The following is an 18,043-nucleotide window of genomic DNA, read 5'->3' on the forward strand; positions in this document are numbered from 1 at the left end:
TACGTAGTCTCTTATGCGGTGCGGAGCAGCAGATCGGCGGGGATGCCGGCGACCGGCGCCGGTTCCCGGTGTCCCTCGTACCCGAGGTGGACCTCTTCCCGCGCCCGGGTGAGAAGCACGTAGTACGTCATCCTCAGCGCGGCCGCTCCCGGGTCACCGCTGTCGGTGTGGACGTCGGGCACGAAGACACTGTCGAACTCCAGCCCTTTGGCGCTGGTCCGATTGATGACACGGATGCCGGGCCGCCGCAGGTCGAGCGTGCGGTGGCGGCCCTCGGCGGCGCCGCCGACGTAGACCTGGGAGCGCAGCCGTGGTGCGGTGCGTTCCAGCTGCTCGTGCAGGGTGAGCTGCTGCCGTGTCGTGCGCAGCACCACACCGATGGTGCGCTGCGGATGCCGTTCGGCGTGGCCGACGAGCTGGGCCACCAGGGCTCGCTGGTCGCCGTACCGCCACAGCCGGGGAACGGGCCCCGTGCGCGAGGGCAGGGGCGGTGGTGTCGCTCCGGTGTAATAACGGGCGGCCAGAGCCGCGATGGGCCGGGTCGTGCGGTACTGGTGGGGAAGCTGGTGGCGAGTGCAGTCGCCCACCGCTGTGCTGATCTCGTCGAGGGTGGACTGCGTGTCGGTGATGCGCTGGCACTCGTCGGCGAAGACAGTGACGGGCACGCCGAGCAGGCGGCACAGCCGGTAGAAGGGGCGGGGCAGGTCCTGTCCTTCGTCCACGACGACGGCGAACGGCCGCGCCGGCTCCTCGACCGCGGCGAGTGCGAACAGCTCGGGCCAGTCGAACCAGTTCTCGGCGGCCTGCGGGGCGGGTTCCCCGGTACGGGCCCGGTGCCAGGCGTGTATCCACGCGTGCACGGTGGAGACCTCGACGTCCCCGTGGACCGCCAGGTTCTGGCGGAGCAGGTTGGACCGGGTGAGCAGGTGGACGCGGACACCGGTGAGGGCGAGCAGGGCGGCGCGCTGGGAGGCGAGCACGCTCTTGCCGCAGCCCGGCTCCCCGGTGACCAGGTGGTTCCCCTCGAAGGGCATGTCCCGCAGCAGGTCCTGCTGTTCCTCGCTGAGGTCCAGATAGGTCAGGCTCATCAGGCATCGTCCTCGATCTCCCGGGCGGCGAGCTCCCGGGCCGCCGTGATGACGTCCTCGAAGTAACCGGGAACGCCGGCCCCGCCCACGAGCAGGACTCGGTCGAGCAGCGCGTTGCCGGTCTCGCAGCTGGTCTCGGGCAGCAGGCAACAGGCGTGGCAGGCCGCCCGGTTGAGGTTGGCGTACCCCTGTCCTGTGTGTTCCGCGCACAAGGGATCGGCGGAGCACCATGCGGCGCTCTCGGTCAGGCGCAGCAGGGTTTCGGCGAGCCGGGGTTGCTCGCCCTGCCGGACGAGCCCTCCCAGGGTGCCCTCGGCGTCCCCGGCCGCGGTGTAGACGAGGACGCCTGCCTGAAATGCGCCGCCCGACCGGGCGTACACGCGCTCGCGCAGGGACGCGGTGGAGTAACCCGACTCGAAGGAGAGCTGTCGGACCAGGAGGTGGGCGAGGGTGTGCAGCAGGACGAACCGGGGCAGCATTTCGGGCCCGGTGAGGGCCGCGAGCCGGTCCTTCTGGAAGGCCCGGTCGAGGTCGGCCTGCAGTCCGCGCACCCGTTTGCGTACGGCGCCGTCCTGCTCCCATTCGGCCAGCCGACGCTCGTCCAGAGCCAGGAAGACTCCCTCGCCGAAGACTTCGACGGCGGGCAGCCAGCGGGCCCGGCGGCCCGTGTCCACGGGAACGAACCTGGCTGTGGGGGTGACCCGGCTGAAGCCCTGGATGGCACGGACCTCACGCAGCCGGTCCGCCACGACCACGCGAGCGACCTTCTCCCGCAGGTTCACCCAGGGAGCCTCCTGTTCGTCCTCCAGTCCGAGCCCCGCCTCCCGGATGACGAAGTCCCGGGTGGGCTCCGGGGCGGGAGCCGTGAAGGCGGCCCATTCGTCGCTGCTGAGGTCCGGGTACACCACCTGGTGGGCGCGTCCGGCGGGCTCGTCGGCCGGACTGCCCGTCTCCTCCGCGAGCAGGGCGTCGAGAAGGGCGTCGTCGGCCCCCGTGTCTTCTGTGATCATGGACCTGATGAGCGGGGCGCGCGGTCCGTCGGGCGCCGTGCACAGGGCGAGCCACATGGGGTGGAGGAGTACGTGCTCGGCGAGTTCGCCGTCCGCGACGGACTCGCCGCTCTCGGGGATGTCGAGGGCCGAGTGGACGACGGGGTAGTAGAGGTTTCCGGCGGTGCGCTGGACGATCTGGACGGGCCCCGGGCAGCCCTTGACCGCTTCGCTCCGCCGCTGCCACGGGTTGCGTCCGGTGCAGCGCAGCCGTTTCGCACCGAGAACGTCGAGCAGGTCCCGGGAGGGACCGGGGCAGCCCGGTGCCGAGCAGGCGACCGACAGGGCCTCCAGACCGGTCGCTCGTGCCTCGAAACGGAACCGCAGATGCTCGCGGCTGTGGCAGGCCTCCCGCTGTTCCGGGGTGAGTTCGGAGTGTGCCCAGTACCACCAGTCGACGTCGCCGAGATGGCCGGAGGGGCAGATCTGGACGAACCGCATCGGGGTGAGCTGCCGCTGCGGCGAACAGCTGCGGCAGCGCGGCGGCATACCGGGCCGCTCGTCGGCCACGCGCCAGTGGGTCATCCGACGGCATGCGGGACAGAACAGCCAGGCGGGGAAGCGGATGTACGGCGGCCCGGCGGCGTCCGGGATGTCCCAGGCGCCGTGCGGAGCGGGCGGCGCCGCGCGGAAGCCGCTGACACCGAGGCGCGCGGCCAACCGGGGCGAGGACACGGGCTGGTGGGCGCGGGGCCAGTCGCCGATGCCCGCGGCGACGAAGGACTCGCCCTGGACGTCGAGGACCGCACCGGTGCCGAAGGGCACCACGGTCTGCGCCTGGCGCACCCTGCGGCGGCTCATGCGTCGGCTCCCTTCACCACGACCTGACATTCGCGGTCGACGTTGCGCATGGAGTGCGGGGTCTCCCACAGGCCCCCGCCACGGTCGAAGTCGCGCAGCAGGTTGTGCTGGCCCTTGCCCTGGGTGCGGTAGTGCAGGCGCTTGCCGTCGCTCTGCGCCTCCCGCGCCGCTTCCTGCCACTCATGGAACAGCCGGAAGAGATCATCGCGGACTCCGGGCGCCGCCTCCGGATCACTGCGCGTGACCCATTCCACGAGCCTTTCCGCCTGCGTACTGATGTCGGCGACCCGGTCCAGGACCTCCCCGGCCGCGTCCTCGGCACTGAGCCCGAGGCCGTGCCGGACGAGCACCACCAGGGCCGCGTGCAGGGCACGCCTGCGGGAGGGCACGGACCAGGGGGTGACCGTCGTCGGCTCCACGTGCCGGTACAGGGCCGAGTGGTAGGTGCCGAACGTCTCGTAGTGCGAACGGTCGCGCGGCTTGGTGGCGTTGAGGAACGTGACGATGAGTCCGGGCACGCCGTGCCGTCCCACCCGGCTGGTGGCCTGGATGTATTCGGCGGTGGCCTTGGGCTGGCCGAGCATCAGCATCAGGGCGAGGCGCTTCACGTCGACGCCCACCGACAGCATGTTGGTGCACGGCAGCAGGGAGATCGCCGACGGATGGTCCCAGGGCTTCTCCAACCGGTCGAGGACGAGCGGCTGTTCGCTGCGGTCCAGGCTGCTGGTGAGCTCCTGCACCTGCCCCTCGGTGAGCACGCGCCGCTCGTCGACCGGGCCGATGCCGGCGAGCTGTGCGGGGATGTCGTCGGCCGCGGCGGTGACGGTACGGCCCAGCTCGCGCAGGCTGTGGTGGTAGGCGACGAGGGTCCAGTAGTCGTCGCGGTGCTCCTCGGGCAGTTGCAACGGCGCCTGGAGCAGGGTCGCGGCGGTGGCGACGGTGGCACGGCCGGCGGTGTGGCCCTGCGCCATGACACCGATGTACAGACGGCCGGGACGCCCGGTGTCGGGCTCGGCGAAGTAGGAGGAGCGCGCGTCGAGCCCTGCGGGCGGGAAGAGTTGCACGGGCCGGCCGTACAGCCTGCGGACCTGTTCGCCCGAACGGCGGATGGTGGCCGTGGAGGCGACGATCTTCGGTCCCTGCTGGGCGGGCGAGCAGAGTTGCAGAATGGCCGCCTCGTACAGGCCGACGGTGGTGCCGAGAGGACCGGTGAGCAGGTGCAGCTCGTCCTGGATGACGAGGTCGGGCGGCAGGTCGCCGCCGCTGCCGAAGAGCCGGCCGGCGTCCCGTTCCCAGGCGAGCCGGGCGAACTTGTCCACAGTGCCGAGGACGAACGTCGGGGGCTTGTCGTAGAGATGGTCGTCGACGACGGCGACCGGCAGCCTGTCGTGGAAGGCGCAGTCGTCACGGGGGCAGAAGAACCGGAAGGACGAGGCACCTGCGTCGATGCCGTAGTCGGAGCGGTCCGGCGACTTGCGTTCGGGCACGATGCGGGTGCCGCACCAGGGGCAGCGGTCGAGGATGAAACGGTCGTCCGGGGTGGCGGCTGCGCGCACCTCGTCGAAGGCGTCCACGGCCGCCTGGTACGAGTTCGGTGTCGTCGCCTCACCGACCCACAGCCCGATGGAGAAGGGCTCGCTCCCCAGGGCCGCCGGATCGGCTCGTCTGAGGCGTTCCAGGGCGCACACGGTGGTCGCCGCCCGCTGGAACTGCTGCGTGGTCAGCAGAGACAGCGTGTACCGGCTCAGCACGGCGGTCCCGCCGCCGGGGGTGCCGCGCGGGCGGAGTCGCCGCAGGACCATGACGAACGCCGCGAGCAGCAGATACGCCTCCGTCTTGCCACCACCGGTGGGGAACCAGATCAGGTCGACCGTCTCCCGGTCGGGGTGCGTCGGATCGGCCGCGCCCTCCAGCGCCATGAGGAAGAAGGCGAGCTGGAAGGGCCTCCAGGCTGCGGTCGGGTCGGGGGCCGGATCCAGCTGTACGGCCGTGGAACGGGCGTGCCGCTGCCCGGCCTGGTCGGGTTCGCTGTGCCGCATCTGGAGTGCCATCGCTGCGTTCGCGGTGCGGAAGGCCCGCCGCAGATCCTCGTTCTCCTCAGCACACAGCACTTCCACACCGGATTCGATGCGCTGTACGGCGGTTTCGATCCGCTCCAGGACGCGACGGGCGGCGGGCCGGGCCCAGGGGGGTACGTCCGTGGCCCGCTGCTTCTCGTACCAGTCGCGGTAGCCACCGGCGAACTCGGACAGATCCGCGCGGAGTCGGGCGACCGGCAGCGACTCGTCGGCGAGCCGCTCCAGCAGCAGTGCGGGGGTCTTCGGTCCTGCCGCCCGCACCACGGGCACCTCGGTCTGCGGCATCACCTCGGCGCGGACACGGGTCACCGGGCCGTGGCCCGCGTGTTCCTCCCGCGCGGCGCAGCCGTGGCCGACGGCGTAGGTCTTGACGTGCCGGTACTGGAGGCGGAGTTCCTGCTCCTCCTCGTCGCGGCTGGCCAGCCGGACTCCCGGGTACGGCAGGACCTCCCCGTCGATCACGTCCACGTCGAGTCCCACCTGGAACAGCATGTTGTCCCACTGCCGCTCGCGTTCGGCCGCGCCGAGGGACTGGCGGGACGCGCGGGCCGTGTTGACGAGGGCGACCGTGACCAGTCGGCCGTGCCCGAACGTCCGCCAGGTCACGCGGATCTCCCCGCGTCCGTCGAACACGAGGGCCCCCGGCTCCCCCGGCTTGAAGGAGTGCGGCTCGGCAAGCAGCGGGACACGCCGCCAGCGCCGGCCGCGCTCACCCCGCTCGGTGAGATAGCGGGCTCCCTCGACCGTGACGCGAAGCTCCGCGGCCGTGGTGAACAAGGACAGACCGAGGGACGAGGGAAGCCACGAGTTCGCCTCGGGAACGGGATCGTCCCGGTGGGCGGTGTCCTCCCGCTGCTCTTCCGCGCCCGGCGCGTCGAGCACTTCGGCGGAGAGCGTCAACTGGCGGTGAAGATCGGCGTCCTGGGGATAGAGGGTGCCCATCACGTACTGCCGGTCGGGCGGGGAGGTCACCGTCTCGTGCTCACCCTGGGCGGGCCCGACGAGCTGGGCGCGTACGAACTCGACGAATTCTTCTCTGGGCTCCATGGCTCCCGTTTCCCCCATGCCCCCCGTGGCGGCCGAACACAACCAGCCCACAAGATCGTATCCGGCATATGCCGGATGGCGCTCACCGTACCGGGGAATCGCTCACATCCAGCCATGGGAGCGGCACACAGCGTCTCGTCCCAGGGATGAATGTCAGTGCCCTGTGCCAGAGTCTCTTCATGACCGCGAACGCACCGGGCACCCGGGGGAACAGGGTGCGTGAACTGCGCGGCGCACTGTCGACGTTGCTGGCCGGGCTGCACACCTGCGCGCGCGACGGGCGGGTGGCTCAGGAGGACTTCAGGGCGGCGACGGCTCCGCTGGGGCTGGACGCCGAAGGCCTGAAAAGGCTGGAAGCGGCGCTGGCCCAGCAGGGTCTGACCGTGGCTCGGGCCGCCCCCGCCTCCCGGGAGAGTGCACGGATCGGCCGGGCCCTGGGGCTCGCCCGCAAGTACATCGCGGCCGGTGTGGTCCCAGCCCCTGCGTTCACCGGGCTGGTCTCGCTGTGCGGGCTGGATTCCGCCGAGCGGGAGCTGCTGACGGCGGCCTTGCGGGATGAGGGAGTGGCGATCGCCGCGATCCCGGATCCCGGGCGAGCGGAGGCTTCGGATACTTCGGAGACTTCGGAGACCGCGGCCGTCACAGCCGAGGAGGCGGAGAAGTCCGAGGGAGACGAACCGGTCGAGGGGCCCCGGGCGGAGGAGCTCGGCGGAAAGGGCGAGGTCCTCACGGACCTGGACGCGGCGATGGCCGCCGCGCACGCCCGCATGGACGAGGACCGTTTCCGGCACACCGCGTGGAAGACGTTGCTCACCGCCGAGGAGGAGGTCGGGCTGAGCGTTCTCCTCAAGGGAGGCCCCGAACACCTCGACGGTATCCCGGAGGAGACCGAGCTGGCGGCCCTCCCCGCCACCGACGTCCGCCGCCGGGCCTACGAGACGCTGGTCATGCACAATGGCCGGCTGGTACACAAGCTGGCCCAGCGGTTTCAGGGCCAGGGCCTCGAATACGAGGACCTGGTGCAGCACGGCATGACCGGAGTGATGCACGCGGCCTGCCGGTTCGATCCGAGCAAGGGGTTCAAGTTCTCCACATATGCGACCTGGTGGGCCCGGCAGTCCCTGGACCGGGCAGTGGCCAACGAGGGCCGGCTGATCCGCATTCCGGTGCACGTGTACGAGAAGGTGCGCAAGGTCGCGGTGACCGAGGCGCGACTGGCCGCCCAGGGACAGCCCGTCTCCGCCGGCGCGGTGGCCGTGGCGGCGAACCTCACCGTGGCCGAGGTCGACACGGTGCGCCGGATCAGCCGGCCCACGGACTCCCTAGACCGCGAGATCGGCGACGGGACGCATCTGGGCGAACTGGTGGCGGCACTCCACCTGGCGCCGACACCGGAAGAAGTGCTCCACCCCAAGTACTCGCGGCAGCGGGTGGAGGAGCTGCTGGCCCTCGCCGGCCTCACCGAGCGCGAGGCCGATGTGATGCGGCGGCGCAGCGAGCTGGTGGGCGGTGAGCGTCAGACGCTGGACGAGATCGGCAAGGAGTACGGCGTCACGCGGGAGCGCATCCGGCAGCTGGAGACCCTGGCCCGGGACCGGTTGAAGACGGTGCTGGCGGGTGGGGTACCGGAGCCGCGCGTGACGCGGAGGCGCAGGCGGAAGCCCGAGCCATGTGTGCCGGCGGCGGCCCAGCCCGCGCCCGCGTTGGTACCGGAAACGGCTCCTCCGACACCCGCGCCGGTCCCGGAAACGGCTCCCCCGGCACCCAGGGCGAAGGGGCCGCGCGTGCCGGAGGGGCAGGAGGCGCTGTTCTGAGGAAGGTCAGAGATCCGGCCGGATCTTGCCTCCGATGTGTGCGATGCGGATCTTGCGCCTCCATCACATCTTCGTCGGGCTCCTCTGAGTCGTACAACGCGGTGAAACTGACCGACTCACCCGCTTCGACGACGAGACCCACCACGGGAGCGTCCGTGGCCAGCAGGTCGTCGGCGGGGCCGAAGTCGTCGTGCAGGACATCGCGCGCGGTGCCCAGCTCCACCAGCTCACCATTGAGCAGCAGCCCGGCTGCGGCACCGGCCGACCGAGCGTTCTCGAAGGACTGACGGAGGAGTGCGAGGGACTGGACAACACTGCTCTTGCCGGACGAGTTCAGGCCTGTCAGGAGGGTCAGCGGTCCCAGGGGGAGTTCGAGGCGGCGGAACGCCTTGAAGTTGACCAGAGTGAGTTGGTTGATCACTGTCAGGCGTCTCCGTGTTCGAGGAGGTCTTCGAAGAGTTCCTGCACGGCTTCGAACCGCTTCTGTACCTTCTTGGGGTCGCCGGTGGCCACGGAGATCGATCGTTCGAACTCGGTGTCCTCCATGAGGTCCGCGAAGGCATCCAGCGCGTCCAGCTGCCTCAGCCTGTCGTGCTGGTCCTCGTCGAGCACTGCCAGGTTCACCGCGATGGTCTCGAAAAGCGCCTTGTTGATGGGCGACTTGCGCTGCTGGCCCGAGCGGTACTTACGGAAGGCATGGACGCCGAAGATCGACTGGGCCGCCGTCATGGCGCCGGCGAACTCGTACCGCAGCTGCGCCTCGTCCGCCGGCTCGAAGCGGTTGATGCGGTGCATGGCCTCTGCCAGGAACCCGTCGAAGTCGCCGCTGCGGTATCCGTCCGGAGGAGTGAGCCGGAAGGCCAGGAAGCGAAGGACCATTTCGCGATCGGCCATCCGGTCCCCGACCACGCTGTACCCGGTGGCGCTGCGGAAATCCTCGGAATCGGCGAGCTTCGCCAAGAGGGTCCTGGAGCGGCCCGGGATCAGCGCGTGCCGGATCTCCTGCCGGGTGAGGGGTTCGCCGCCGGTGTTGATGCGGGCGAAGACGTTGAACATGACCGGCTCGGGGGTGCCGCGCCTGATCACGTGGACAACGACCTCGGTCTCGCGCAACCGGATCTGGAGCTTGCCGGAGAGGTCGTGGAAGCCCGCCCCCGCGAAGTTGCGCAGGTACTCCAGGCCCTTGAGTCTCAGCGGCGGAGCGTCGACTGTCTCGGCGTCGAAAAAACGGGCGATCGAGGTCAGACGCTGGATGCCGTCCACGATGGCCCAGCTGCCGTCCTTCTGCTCGGCGGCGTAGAAGGACGGAATGGGAATGCGCAGAAGCAGCGACTCGATCAGGCGGCTCTGCTTCTCGTCCGTCCAGATGCCGGCCCGGCGCTGGAAGTCGGGCGCGAGGTCGATCATCTCGTTGCGGAGCCGGGAGATCAGCAGGTCGACCGTGGTCGTGCGGGTCTCGATGTCGATGTGCTCGGGGTCGAACGGCGAGGTGATCTGATCGACGCCCTCCTCGGTGACCTCCCGCTCGACCGGCCGTGAACTCTCGGTGACGGCCGAATGCTCGGCGCAGTGGGGGCAGGACGGGATCGCCCCGCACAGGCGCGACCAGCACCCGTGGTGCCGCCGGTTTATGCAACAACGGGCATAGTCGCGAGGGTGCATAGGCGTATCGACAGTGCCCCCTCCACCGTCGTGCTCAGGCGGTCCAACCAGGGCCAGAGCAAGGGGGTTTGGCATGTCTGAGCGTGCGGCACTTACCCGGCTCACGGGCAGTGGCAACGGCGAGTGCGGAGAGAAGGAATGCCCGAACGTTTACCGCACGGCGACGGGATCGTTCGTTGTCGCGGTAGCGCCCGGCGCAGGGATCGTACGGGCAGCCGAGTCGTGCCAGAACCTTCGGTTCGCACCGCCGTGCCCATTCCGCGATGGAGACAAGAGAGTTGTGCCCGGCACGGGTCATCGCGCGGCCACGGGCCTCAGAATGGTGAACCGGCGACGGAGGCCCTCATGGCCCCACCTCGTCCCGACACGACATCAAGTTGCTGTCGTTTCGAGTCGGGCGGAATTTCCTGAACCCCTCCGCCTCATCCGCCAAGGGGAGCTTGATCTTGAAATTCTGCTCCCAGGCGTTGCTTTCGACATAGTCGTCGACAATTTCTTGTACCTCCCTGCAGTCGCCCCTGTCCTTCTTCTGCTTCTTGATTCCGACGCCGTAGTACTGAGGAGGACCAAAGGTCAGTCCGGGCACCACACGAAAATCTCCGTTATCCTTCGCAAGGCCGTAAAGGATGACCTGATCGGTCGAGATCCCCTGGACCTCACCTTCCTCCAGGAGTCCGACGCAGTCCCTGATCTTGGGTCTCGACTCGACCTCCACCTCGGACAACTCGTTGGGCGGATTCTTCGTCAGAATGTCGTAGCTGGTGGAATTCTCCAGCGTGCAGACTGTCATCCCGGAGCCCTTGGACTCGTACTCAGAGGTTTCCCCCCACACCAGGAGCCCCTGCAGCGTCTTCATGTAGATTCCCGCGAAGTCGACCTGCTCAATCCGTTTGTCCTCGACTGAGAAGGTGGCGAGAACCAGATCCACGTCCTTCTTCAGCGCTTCCACCCTGTCCTTGGAGGTGAGGTCGAACGGTGTGAAGCGGGTCTTCAGCCCCTTTTCAATGTGGTGGCCGAGTTCGACCTCGAAGCCGTCGAATGCGTTGCTCGACTCGTCCTTGTACGACGTACCGGGCTGGTCCCCCTTGTAACCGACGTTCACTCTCGGCGCGCCCCTGAGTGACGGCTCGTGTTCCGGCTCGTCACAGGAGACGGTCACCGCGAGCAGGACCGCCGTCCCCAGCGCGCAGGCTGCCCGTCTCGCGTTTGGTCGCCAGTTGTTCACGCACCCACTCCTCAGCTGTACACGGAGGCTTGCGCCACACCGATGTTCACTTCGCAGTCCGCCGCCGTGGCCACGGTCAGCCGCAGCTTGATCTCAGGACGGCCCTTCTCCAGATCCAGCTTCACGAGATCTCCGCCCTTGAGCTTCTCGTGCTCCTTCTCCGGAGGCTGCTCGCCCACTGCCAGGGAGAACGTCGTGAGGCACGCGCCGGGGCTCGAGGACGAGATCGTCATCACCAGCCCGAGGTAGCGCCGTTCGGCCGCCGGACGAACCGTGAGCACGGTCTGCTCGAGGTTCTCGAGCGGGCCCCTCGGACTGATGTCGATCTCGTCGGCGGCGACGTCCACCCTGCCGTACTTCCTGACATGGTCCATCTGCAGCAGTGCGAGCGCGGCCAGAATCAGACACAGACTTGACAACAGCAGTCTCGCGCCGACGGGAATGCCTCCTGTGCGCCCCGGCCAGAGCCGTACCGACCGGGATTCTCCCGCCCGGGTCCACGCGTCGACAGCGAGAAGGACGGACACAACGTTGGCGGTGGCCAGGAGGACGTAGGAGATGACGAACTGGCTCTCCGGCCCCTCCGGCCGCATGTACAGCACCACGACGGTGACCAGCAGGACCAGCGCGGTCAGGCCGCCCCAGCCGGACGCCCGCTTCTCCTGGCGGGCGAACACCGAGTACCAGTGGTTGCTCTGGTGGCCGATCGTCTGGCTGCTGAAGGCGCTGTTGATGACCGTGCCGCTGACCGCCGTCCCCCCGGTCTGCGCCTCGGCGCTCCCGGTCCGCGAGGCCGACGCGACGATGTCGGCGTCCGGCGGCACCTTCTCCCCGCTCATGTGCCGCTCACACCGGAGTTGGCGTTCCCTCCGCCTTCAGCGGTCGCGTCCCCGGTCCGTTCGGCGCGCGCCGACGAGACCGTGCCGGCCGATCCGCCCAGGACGACGCCGGAGTTGGCGGAGCCAACGTTCGCCACCGCCTTCCCCGTGTCGACGGCCTCCACGACGACACTCTGCGGCTCCCTCTTCAGGAGCCCGAGCAGTAACGCCGCCACACCCGCCGCCACCTGCAGCACGACACCGGCCATCTCCCCGTTCTCCTGGCCGAACAGCGCCCAGACCAGCGGCGTCGTCGCCACGCAGAGAGCGCCGGCGGTGATCAGCGTGATTCTCACCCTCCGAGTCACGCCTTCTCCTTCCCCCGTGAAAGTCGAATGATGGAGTGACAGATTCTAACCCGGGGCAGGACGGTGTGGAGAGTCTTCGCATGCACCGTCCCACAATCGCGCGAATGAGGATCAGATTATCAACTCGTCTTGTTTGCAGGGTTGTTACCAAGGCCCCGGGGGAGAGTTGCGTTTGCCTTATTTGATCATGTGGCGGGCTCCGAATGCAGAGCGGGCACGGCACTTGTAGATCATGAAGTTCTCTACGCTTCACGATCTGCAAGGTTGCCGTGCCCGCTTCCTCATCCTTTCTCACCGCTGCCGTGCCGGTCACGGGGGCCTCGTCCGGGGATCCGGCCCGTCCTCATCGATGGCCACGCCGACCGCCTTGAGTGAGAACGGGTTCTGCGAACCGAACCGGCGCTTCGCGATCACCGGGGCGCCGGTTTTGATCTTGCTCGGACAAAGGGCCATTTGTGAGAAACACGAAACCGGCCTGGTCCGCTCACACATCGCGGTGGTGCACGACGGCCACGGCGACGGCCGCCGCGACGAGCGACCATGCCCCGAACACGATCCCCCCCTCGGTGACCGACACCGGGTACTTGTCCACGCTGTAGTTGCGTCCAGGGTTCTGGACCAGAGCTCGCCATGCGCTGAGCGGCATCGCGTTGCCGATCTCCTTGACCCATCGATAGGTCTCGCCCATGAACAGCGTGGGCAGCAGCAGGAGCACGCCGACGACAGCGACGACGGTGCCCGCGGCGTGGCGGATGAGTGCCCCGAGGGCCATGCCGACGAGGGCGCACAGTGGCGCGAGCAGCGCGGAGGCGGCAACGGCCCGCAGTGCGCCGGTGTCGCCGATGGACATGCCGCGGTGATCCTGCAGGATCGCCTGGGTGACGCCGAACGAGGCGCCGGCGGTGACCGTGCCGAGGACGAGCATGACAGCCGCCATGACGGCCACCTTGGCTGTCATCACCGCACGGCGTGCGGGAACGGCCGCGAAGGTGGTGCGGATCAGTCCGCTGGTGTACTCGCCGAAGACAGCGATGGCGCCGACACTGCCGGCGATGACGATGAGGAGCTGCCAGGCGGGGTCGACGAAGGCGGACGACAGGGGATCGAACAGCATCTGTGGCAGCTCGGGAAGCCCTGGTGGTGGGGCAGGCGGCAGTTCGGGCTGATGCGCCAGCCGGTCGGCATTCGACAGAGCGGAGTTCACGTTGATCCCGATGACGGCCAGGGGGCCGACTCCGAGGACCCAGTAGGTGGAGCGCAGCGACCACAGTTTGATCCACTCGGCGATGAGGAGGTGGTGGAACCGGGTGGGTGAGTCGAGGGCGGTCGCGTACGCTTTGGGCCCGGCGACTGTCTGTGCGGTCATCGTGCATCTCCTGCGCTGTATTCGACACTGTCGGCGGTGAGTCCCATGAACGCCTCTTCCAGGGAGGCGGAGCGGGGGGCGAGTTCGTGCAGCAGGACGCGGCTGCGGAAGGCAAGCTCGCCGATGCGATCCGCACCCATGCCGGTCACCGTGCACGAGCCGTCGGCCTCACCGCGGACGGCCGCTCCCTCCTTGGTGAGGACGGACGTCAGCCGGGCGGCCTCGGGTGTTCGGACGGTCACGGTCAGCCGGGTGCCACGAGCCGCGAACTCCGCCAGGCTCTCCGCGGCGATCAGCTCGCCCCGGCCGATGACGATCAGCTGCTGGGCGGTGTGCTCCATCTCGCGCATCAGATGGCTGGAGACCAGCACCGTACGGCCCTCGGCGGCCAGCCGATGGAACAGGTCGCGCACCCACAGCACGCCCTCCGGGTCCAGCCCATTGAGCGGCTCGTCGAACAGCAGGACGGGCGGGTCACCGAGCAACGCGGCGGCGATGCCGAGCCGTTGCTTCATCCCCAGCGAGAACCCCCCGATTCGGCGCCGGGCAGCGGCGGTCAGTCCCACCTCCTCCAGGACTTCGTCCGCCCGGCGCCGCGGCAGCCCGTTGCCGTGCGCCAGTGCCGACAGATGCGACCGTGCGCTGCGTCCGCCGTGCACGTCATGGGCGTCCAGCAGGGCCCCGACGTGCCGCAGCCCTCGTGGGCGTCCCCGGAACGGCTGCCCGTCGACGGTGACGGTGCCGCTGCTGGGGTCGTTCAGGCCGAGGATCATCCGCAGCGTGGTGGACTTGCCGGCGCCGTTGGGGCCGAGGAACCCGGTGACGTGGCCGGGGAGGACGGTGAAGGTCAGGCGGTCGACCGCGGTGGTGGCGCCGTATCGCTTCGTCAGTTCGTTGGCTTCGATCACGCGGCCCACGGTGCCGTGGGCCGCGCCCGCACGGCACCGGCCCGCGGGCCACACTCTCAGGATCCGCTTGTGGCCTCGGGGCGTACGCCCCGAGGCCGATGCCCCGGAACCGGCCCCTACCTATGATCGCGGCATGAGCGTCTCACCCCGCGCCGCCCTCTCCTGGCGCTTGCGGCCGACCGCGGCGCAGGCCCTGGCCTGGTGCGGGGCCCTCACCTACCCGATCCTGCTGTACGTCGCGGTGCTCAACGAACGCGAACCCACCGGTGTGCGGCTTCTCCTGCCGACCGTCATCTCGGTTCTGAGCATTCCCCTGCTGCGGCGTCGACCGTTGCCGGCCCTGATGCTGATGCTCGCCGGTTCGTTCGCCGCGACTTTGACAGCGGCGTCGAAATTCGCGGCGTTCCCCTTCATGGCGCCGGGGCAGGCATGGCAGATCGGCTGTCTGCAGGCTCTGCTGACCGATCTCGCCGTCGCCTGGATCGCTGCCACCCGGACGCGCCGGACCGCGCTCGCCGCTGCAGCGCTGACGCTCGCCGAGGAGATCGCCGCCGCCGGCCACTACCGGACCGGGCGGGACGTCTTCGTCTCAACCATCGTGTTCCTCGTTCTGATGCTCGCCCTTGCCTGGTTGACCGGCTATCTCGTTCAAGAGCGCCGCGAGCACGCCGAAACGGTGCGGGTCCAGGCCGCGGAGCAAGCAGTCACCGCCGAGCGGCTGCGGATCGCCCGCGAGTTGCACGACATGGTCGCGCACAGCATCGGCATCATCGCCATCCAGGCCGGCACGGGCCGCCGGGTCATCGAGACCCAGCCGGCCGAGGCCCGCAACGCGCTGGCCACCATCGAGACCACCAGCAGGGACACCCTGGCCGGGCTGCGGCGCATGCTGGGATCCCTCCGCAAGGCCGAGCCGGAAGAGGCGCCGTTGGCCGCCGCGCCGGGCATGACGGACGTCGACCGGCTGGGCGAGGCGACACGGAATGGCGGCGTGAGGGTCGACGTGGAGTGGCGAGGAGAACGGGCGCCCGCTCCCCATGGACATCGATCTGTCCGCCTTCCGCATCATCCAGGAGGGCTTGACCAACGTGGTTCGCCACGCGGACACGCACGAGTGCCGGGTGGTCATCGACTATCAGGAGGACGAACTGTCCATCGAGATCACCGACGACGGTCAGGGGCCCACACCTGCGGGCATCGGCTACGGCATCACCGGCATGCGCGAGCGGGCCTTCCTCCTGCACGGCCGGTTCACCGCCGGACCCCGTCCCGAAGGCGGCTTCCGCGTGACGGCGCGGCTGCCGGTGCCGGCGGGGATGCGATGACTCCTGACCGCGTCCGTGTCGTGCTCGTCGACGACCAGCCGCTGGTGCGCGCCGGGCTGCGCGTGCTCATCGCGGACAGCCCGGATCTCGAGATCCTGGGAGAAGCCGGCGCGGGCGCCGAAGCGGTCCAGCTGGTCCAGGACGTCCGGCCCGATGTGGTCGTGATGGACATCCGCATGCCCGGCATGGACGGCATCGAGGCAACCCGGCTGATCACCGCCGGCCCGAACACGGCACGGGTCCTCGTCCTCACCACCTTCGACGACGACGAGTACGTCTACGGCGCGCTGCGCGCGGGCGCGAGCGGATTCCTCGTCAAGGACATGGACTTGGACGACATCCTCACCGCGATCCGTGTGGTCGCCGTCGGCGAAGCTCTGATCGCGCCGCGCGTGACCCGCCGCCTCATAGAGGAGTTCGCCGCACGCCCCGAACCCACGGCCGCGCCCCGGCACGGGGCGATCGAAGGCATCACCGACCGGGAACGCGAGGTACTCACCCTCATCGGACGCGGCCTGTCCAACGACGAGATCGCCGGCCGGCTCTTCATCAGCCCGTCCACGGCCAAGGCCCACGTGGGGCGGCTGTTCTCCAAGCTGGCGGCCCGTGACCGGGTTCAGTTGGTCATCATCGCCTATGAACTGGGCTTGGTATCGCCATCGCGCTGAGTGAGCGCACGTGCTGTTGGCTTCGTTCACTTCAAGGGGAAACGAGGCCAAGGAAGTCGCTGAGCGCTACATGTCCGTTCGCCGTAGCCATACGAGACAGGGTCAGGACAGGGCGACCTCGCACCAGACAGTCTTGGTGTACGGGTCGTCGTCGGCGGTTCCCCAGTGGGTGGACAGGGCTTCGACGAGGAGGAGGCCCCGGCCGGATTCGAGGTCGGGGGACGGCGGCGGGACCGCGCCGGGGGCGGGTGGGACGCGGTCGGGGCTCGGGTCCGTGACTTCGATACGGAGGGCTGGGCCCCCTGGGCGGAGGGTGAGCCGCAGGCGGAAGTCGCGGCCCCGTACGCGCCCGTGCCGCACCGCGTTCGCGGCCAGTTCCGCCACGAGGAGCGTCGCTGTCCGGTTGGCCTCGGTGTCGTACGGCCAGCCCCAGCGGTGGAGCTCCTCGGCCGCGAGGCGACGGGCGAGGCGGGCGCCGCGCGGGGTGGCCGAGAGCAGGATGGTGAAGTGGCGGGCGGGAGCGGTGTGTTGCGCGGGCCCGGGGCGAAGTGCCGACGAGTGGGCAGTATCGGGATTCATGTCACTCAGCGTGGTCGGCTGCCTCTACTCTGACCAGTAACGACGACGGTACGCAGCGTCACTGTCCGGGTGCTGTCCGGCTCTGTCCGGGCGGCGCGGCGTTACGCGGTGCGCCGACGAGGAGTTGGGTACGGACGGGGCGGACGTGGAGGTACGCGAACGTGGGTGTGACGGGTCAGGGAACACAGAGCGGCGACGGCATGGAGCCGTACGACGGTGACGACGAGGAGTCGGCGGCCGTACTGCGGACGGTCGGCCGGGTCGTGAAGACGTGCCGCGAGCGGAAGGGGCTCACCCAGGCCGAGTTGGGAACGGCCATCGGCTACAGCGAGGAGCAGGTGTCCTCGGTGGAGCGGGGGCGGCGGGCGCCGAGTGAGGCGTTTCTGGAGAAGGCCGACGAGGTGCTGGAGGCCGGTGGGCTGATCGCCGGGTTGAGGAAGGATGCGGAGGAGGCTCGGCTGCCGAAGAAGGTGCGGGATCTGGCGAAGTTGGAGGCGAAGGCGGTCGAGATCTGCGCCTACGACGACTCCGTCGTCCACGGCCTGCTCCAGACTCCGGACTACGCAAGGGCCCTGTACGGGATGCGGCGTCCGGCCTTCAGCGAGGAGGAAGTCGAACGGCTTGTCGCCGCACGACTGACACGCCAGAAGGTCTTCGATCAGCAGCCTGTCCCCGTCTTCGGTTTCGTCCAGGAAGAGGTGACACTGCGGCGCCCGATCGGGGGCAGAATGGTGATGCGGCAGCAGCTCGAACACCTGTTGGAGGTCGGCCATCAGCGGAACGTGGAGATCCAGGTGATGCCCACAGATCGCGAGGACCACGCCGGCCTCGCAGGGTCATTTCAGCTGCTCCGACTCAGGGACGGGGACACCTTGGGACACAACGAGGTTCAGCTCACCAGTCGGCTGATCTCTCATCCCAAGGAGGTCCAGATCCACGAGATCCGCCACGGCATCATCCGGGCCCAGGCTCTCACGCCCCGTGAGTCACTGGCCTACATCGAGAAAACGCTGGGAGAGACATGATGACCAACCCCTCGACAGGGAACAGTCCCGTGCTGAATTGGTTCAAGAGCAGCTACAGCACGAATGACGGCCCGGCGTGCGTGGAGGTCGCCTTCGCTCCTGAGGCCATTCACGTACAGGACTCAAAGCACACGCAGGGCCCCCAACTCGCCTTCGGGCCCCAGGAATGGGCCGCCTTCGTCTCGTATGCCACCGATAGCTGACGTACGACCATGCTGACGC

At 69.1% G+C, this 18,043-nt stretch carries 15 protein-coding genes and 1 pseudogene; 6 read left to right on the forward strand and 10 right to left on the reverse strand.

From position 1 onward, the window contains the following. Nucleotides 1-11 precede the first annotated feature (11 nt). From ACH4EW_RS13555 to ACH4EW_RS13565, 3 genes are read right to left on the reverse strand one after another with little or no spacing between them, the layout of a single operon-like run. Nucleotides 12-1,088 (reverse strand): AAA family ATPase, encoded by a 1,077-nt coding sequence (locus ACH4EW_RS13555; protein ID WP_398255600.1) that lies wholly within the window; start codon nucleotides 1,086-1,088, stop codon nucleotides 12-14. After that, nucleotides 1,088-2,938: a DrmB family protein gene (gene drmB / locus ACH4EW_RS13560; protein ID WP_398255603.1), complete on the reverse strand. Its 1,851-nt coding sequence runs from the start codon at nucleotides 2,936-2,938 to the stop codon at nucleotides 1,088-1,090. The genes ACH4EW_RS13555 and drmB overlap by 1 nt, the downstream gene beginning before the upstream one ends. Beyond that, nucleotides 2,935-6,063: a helicase-related protein gene (locus tag ACH4EW_RS13565; protein ID WP_398255606.1), complete on the reverse strand. Its 3,129-nt coding sequence runs from the start codon at nucleotides 6,061-6,063 to the stop codon at nucleotides 2,935-2,937. The genes drmB and ACH4EW_RS13565 overlap by 4 nt, the downstream gene beginning before the upstream one ends. Nucleotides 6,064-6,242: 179 nt before the next feature. Here ACH4EW_RS13565 and ACH4EW_RS13570 point away from each other — a divergent pair, with 179 nt between their 5' ends. After that, nucleotides 6,243-7,877 (forward strand): sigma-70 family RNA polymerase sigma factor, encoded by a 1,635-nt coding sequence (locus ACH4EW_RS13570; RefSeq protein ID WP_398255609.1) that lies wholly within the window; start codon nucleotides 6,243-6,245, stop codon nucleotides 7,875-7,877. 423 nt (nucleotides 7,878-8,300) lie between these two features. Here ACH4EW_RS13570 and ACH4EW_RS13575 read toward each other — a convergent pair whose 3' ends face one another. The 6 genes from ACH4EW_RS13575 to ACH4EW_RS13600 all read right to left on the reverse strand — a co-directional run bounded on the left by ACH4EW_RS13575 (nucleotide 8,301) and on the right by ACH4EW_RS13600 (nucleotide 14,224). Then, nucleotides 8,301-9,539 (reverse strand): DUF262 domain-containing protein, encoded by a 1,239-nt coding sequence (locus ACH4EW_RS13575; RefSeq protein WP_398255612.1) that lies wholly within the window; start codon nucleotides 9,537-9,539, stop codon nucleotides 8,301-8,303. Nucleotides 9,540-9,882: 343 nt separating this feature from the next. Next, nucleotides 9,883-10,764, reverse strand: coding sequence for a transporter substrate-binding domain-containing protein (locus ACH4EW_RS13580; protein WP_398255614.1), 882 nt, complete (start codon nucleotides 10,762-10,764; stop codon nucleotides 9,883-9,885). An 11-nt stretch (nucleotides 10,765-10,775) separates the two neighbouring features. After that, nucleotides 10,776-11,603: a hypothetical protein gene (locus tag ACH4EW_RS13585; protein WP_398255617.1), complete on the reverse strand. Its 828-nt coding sequence runs from the start codon at nucleotides 11,601-11,603 to the stop codon at nucleotides 10,776-10,778. Further along, nucleotides 11,600-11,950: a hypothetical protein gene (locus ACH4EW_RS13590; RefSeq protein ID WP_398255619.1), complete on the reverse strand. Its 351-nt coding sequence runs from the start codon at nucleotides 11,948-11,950 to the stop codon at nucleotides 11,600-11,602. The genes ACH4EW_RS13585 and ACH4EW_RS13590 overlap by 4 nt, the downstream gene beginning before the upstream one ends. A gap of 484 nt (nucleotides 11,951-12,434) precedes the next feature. Further along, nucleotides 12,435-13,316, reverse strand: coding sequence for an ABC transporter permease (locus ACH4EW_RS13595; RefSeq protein WP_398255622.1), 882 nt, complete (start codon nucleotides 13,314-13,316; stop codon nucleotides 12,435-12,437). Further along, complete coding sequence (locus tag ACH4EW_RS13600; protein ID WP_398255625.1) at nucleotides 13,313-14,224, reverse strand: ATP-binding cassette domain-containing protein; 912 nt, start codon at nucleotides 14,222-14,224, stop codon at nucleotides 13,313-13,315. The genes ACH4EW_RS13595 and ACH4EW_RS13600 overlap by 4 nt, the downstream gene beginning before the upstream one ends. 745 nt (nucleotides 14,225-14,969) lie before the next feature. On the opposite strand from ACH4EW_RS13600, the pseudogene ACH4EW_RS13605 reads away from it, so the two are divergent. From ACH4EW_RS13605 to ACH4EW_RS13615, 3 genes and pseudogenes are all read left to right on the forward strand, one after another. Next, nucleotides 14,970-15,074: pseudogene (locus ACH4EW_RS13605) on the forward strand (hypothetical protein); the annotation flags it as partial. A gap of 187 nt (nucleotides 15,075-15,261) precedes the next feature. Further along, nucleotides 15,262-15,549 (forward strand): sensor histidine kinase, encoded by a 288-nt coding sequence (locus ACH4EW_RS13610; protein ID WP_398256054.1) that lies wholly within the window; start codon nucleotides 15,262-15,264, stop codon nucleotides 15,547-15,549. Then, complete coding sequence (locus tag ACH4EW_RS13615) at nucleotides 15,546-16,217, forward strand: response regulator (RefSeq protein ID WP_398256057.1); 672 nt, start codon at nucleotides 15,546-15,548, stop codon at nucleotides 16,215-16,217. Before ACH4EW_RS13610 ends, ACH4EW_RS13615 begins: the two co-directional genes overlap by 4 nt. A gap of 102 nt (nucleotides 16,218-16,319) precedes the next feature. Here the strand turns inward: ACH4EW_RS13615 and ACH4EW_RS13620 are convergent, their stop codons facing one another. Next, complete coding sequence (locus ACH4EW_RS13620; RefSeq protein ID WP_398255627.1) at nucleotides 16,320-16,796, reverse strand: ATP-binding protein; 477 nt, start codon at nucleotides 16,794-16,796, stop codon at nucleotides 16,320-16,322. Nucleotides 16,797-16,996: 200 nt separating this feature from the next. Between ACH4EW_RS13620 and ACH4EW_RS13625 the strand changes: the two genes are divergently transcribed. Together ACH4EW_RS13625 and ACH4EW_RS13630 are read left to right on the forward strand one after the other, a co-directional pair. Beyond that, nucleotides 16,997-17,821: a Scr1 family TA system antitoxin-like transcriptional regulator gene (locus ACH4EW_RS13625; protein WP_398256060.1), complete on the forward strand. Its 825-nt coding sequence runs from the start codon at nucleotides 16,997-16,999 to the stop codon at nucleotides 17,819-17,821. Further along, on the forward strand, nucleotides 17,821-18,024 hold the full coding sequence (locus tag ACH4EW_RS13630) for a DUF397 domain-containing protein (protein WP_398255630.1): 204 nt from the start codon (nucleotides 17,821-17,823) through the stop codon (nucleotides 18,022-18,024). Before ACH4EW_RS13625 ends, ACH4EW_RS13630 begins: the two co-directional genes overlap by 1 nt. Nucleotides 18,025-18,043 lie beyond the last annotated feature (19 nt).

This window comes from Streptomyces sp. NPDC018000 (genome assembly GCF_044328025.1).
GTDB lineage: Bacteria > Actinomycetota > Actinomycetes > Streptomycetales > Streptomycetaceae > Streptomyces.

Coding starts and splice junctions, on each gene's coding strand:
- ACH4EW_RS13555 (WP_398255600.1), bottom strand. CDS start 1,088: ATGAGCCTGACCTATCTGGACCTCAGCGAGGAACAGCAGGACCTGCTG.
- drmB (WP_398255603.1), bottom strand. CDS start 2,938: ATGAGCCGCCGCAGGGTGCGCCAGGCGCAGACCGTGGTGCCCTTCGGC.
- ACH4EW_RS13565 (WP_398255606.1), bottom strand. CDS start 6,063: ATGGAGCCCAGAGAAGAATTCGTCGAGTTCGTACGCGCCCAGCTCGTC.
- ACH4EW_RS13570 (WP_398255609.1), top strand. CDS start 6,243: ATGACCGCGAACGCACCGGGCACCCGGGGGAACAGGGTGCGTGAACTG.
- ACH4EW_RS13575 (WP_398255612.1), bottom strand. CDS start 9,539: ATGCACCCTCGCGACTATGCCCGTTGTTGCATAAACCGGCGGCACCAC.
- ACH4EW_RS13585 (WP_398255617.1), bottom strand. CDS start 11,603: ATGAGCGGGGAGAAGGTGCCGCCGGACGCCGACATCGTCGCGTCGGCC.
- ACH4EW_RS13595 (WP_398255622.1), bottom strand. CDS start 13,316: ATGACCGCACAGACAGTCGCCGGGCCCAAAGCGTACGCGACCGCCCTC.
- ACH4EW_RS13610 (WP_398256054.1), top strand. CDS start 15,262: ATGGACATCGATCTGTCCGCCTTCCGCATCATCCAGGAGGGCTTGACC.
- ACH4EW_RS13615 (WP_398256057.1), top strand. CDS start 15,546: ATGACTCCTGACCGCGTCCGTGTCGTGCTCGTCGACGACCAGCCGCTG.
- ACH4EW_RS13620 (WP_398255627.1), bottom strand. CDS start 16,796: ATGAATCCCGATACTGCCCACTCGTCGGCACTTCGCCCCGGGCCCGCG.
- ACH4EW_RS13625 (WP_398256060.1), top strand. CDS start 16,997: ATGGAGCCGTACGACGGTGACGACGAGGAGTCGGCGGCCGTACTGCGG.
- ACH4EW_RS13630 (WP_398255630.1), top strand. CDS start 17,821: ATGACCAACCCCTCGACAGGGAACAGTCCCGTGCTGAATTGGTTCAAG.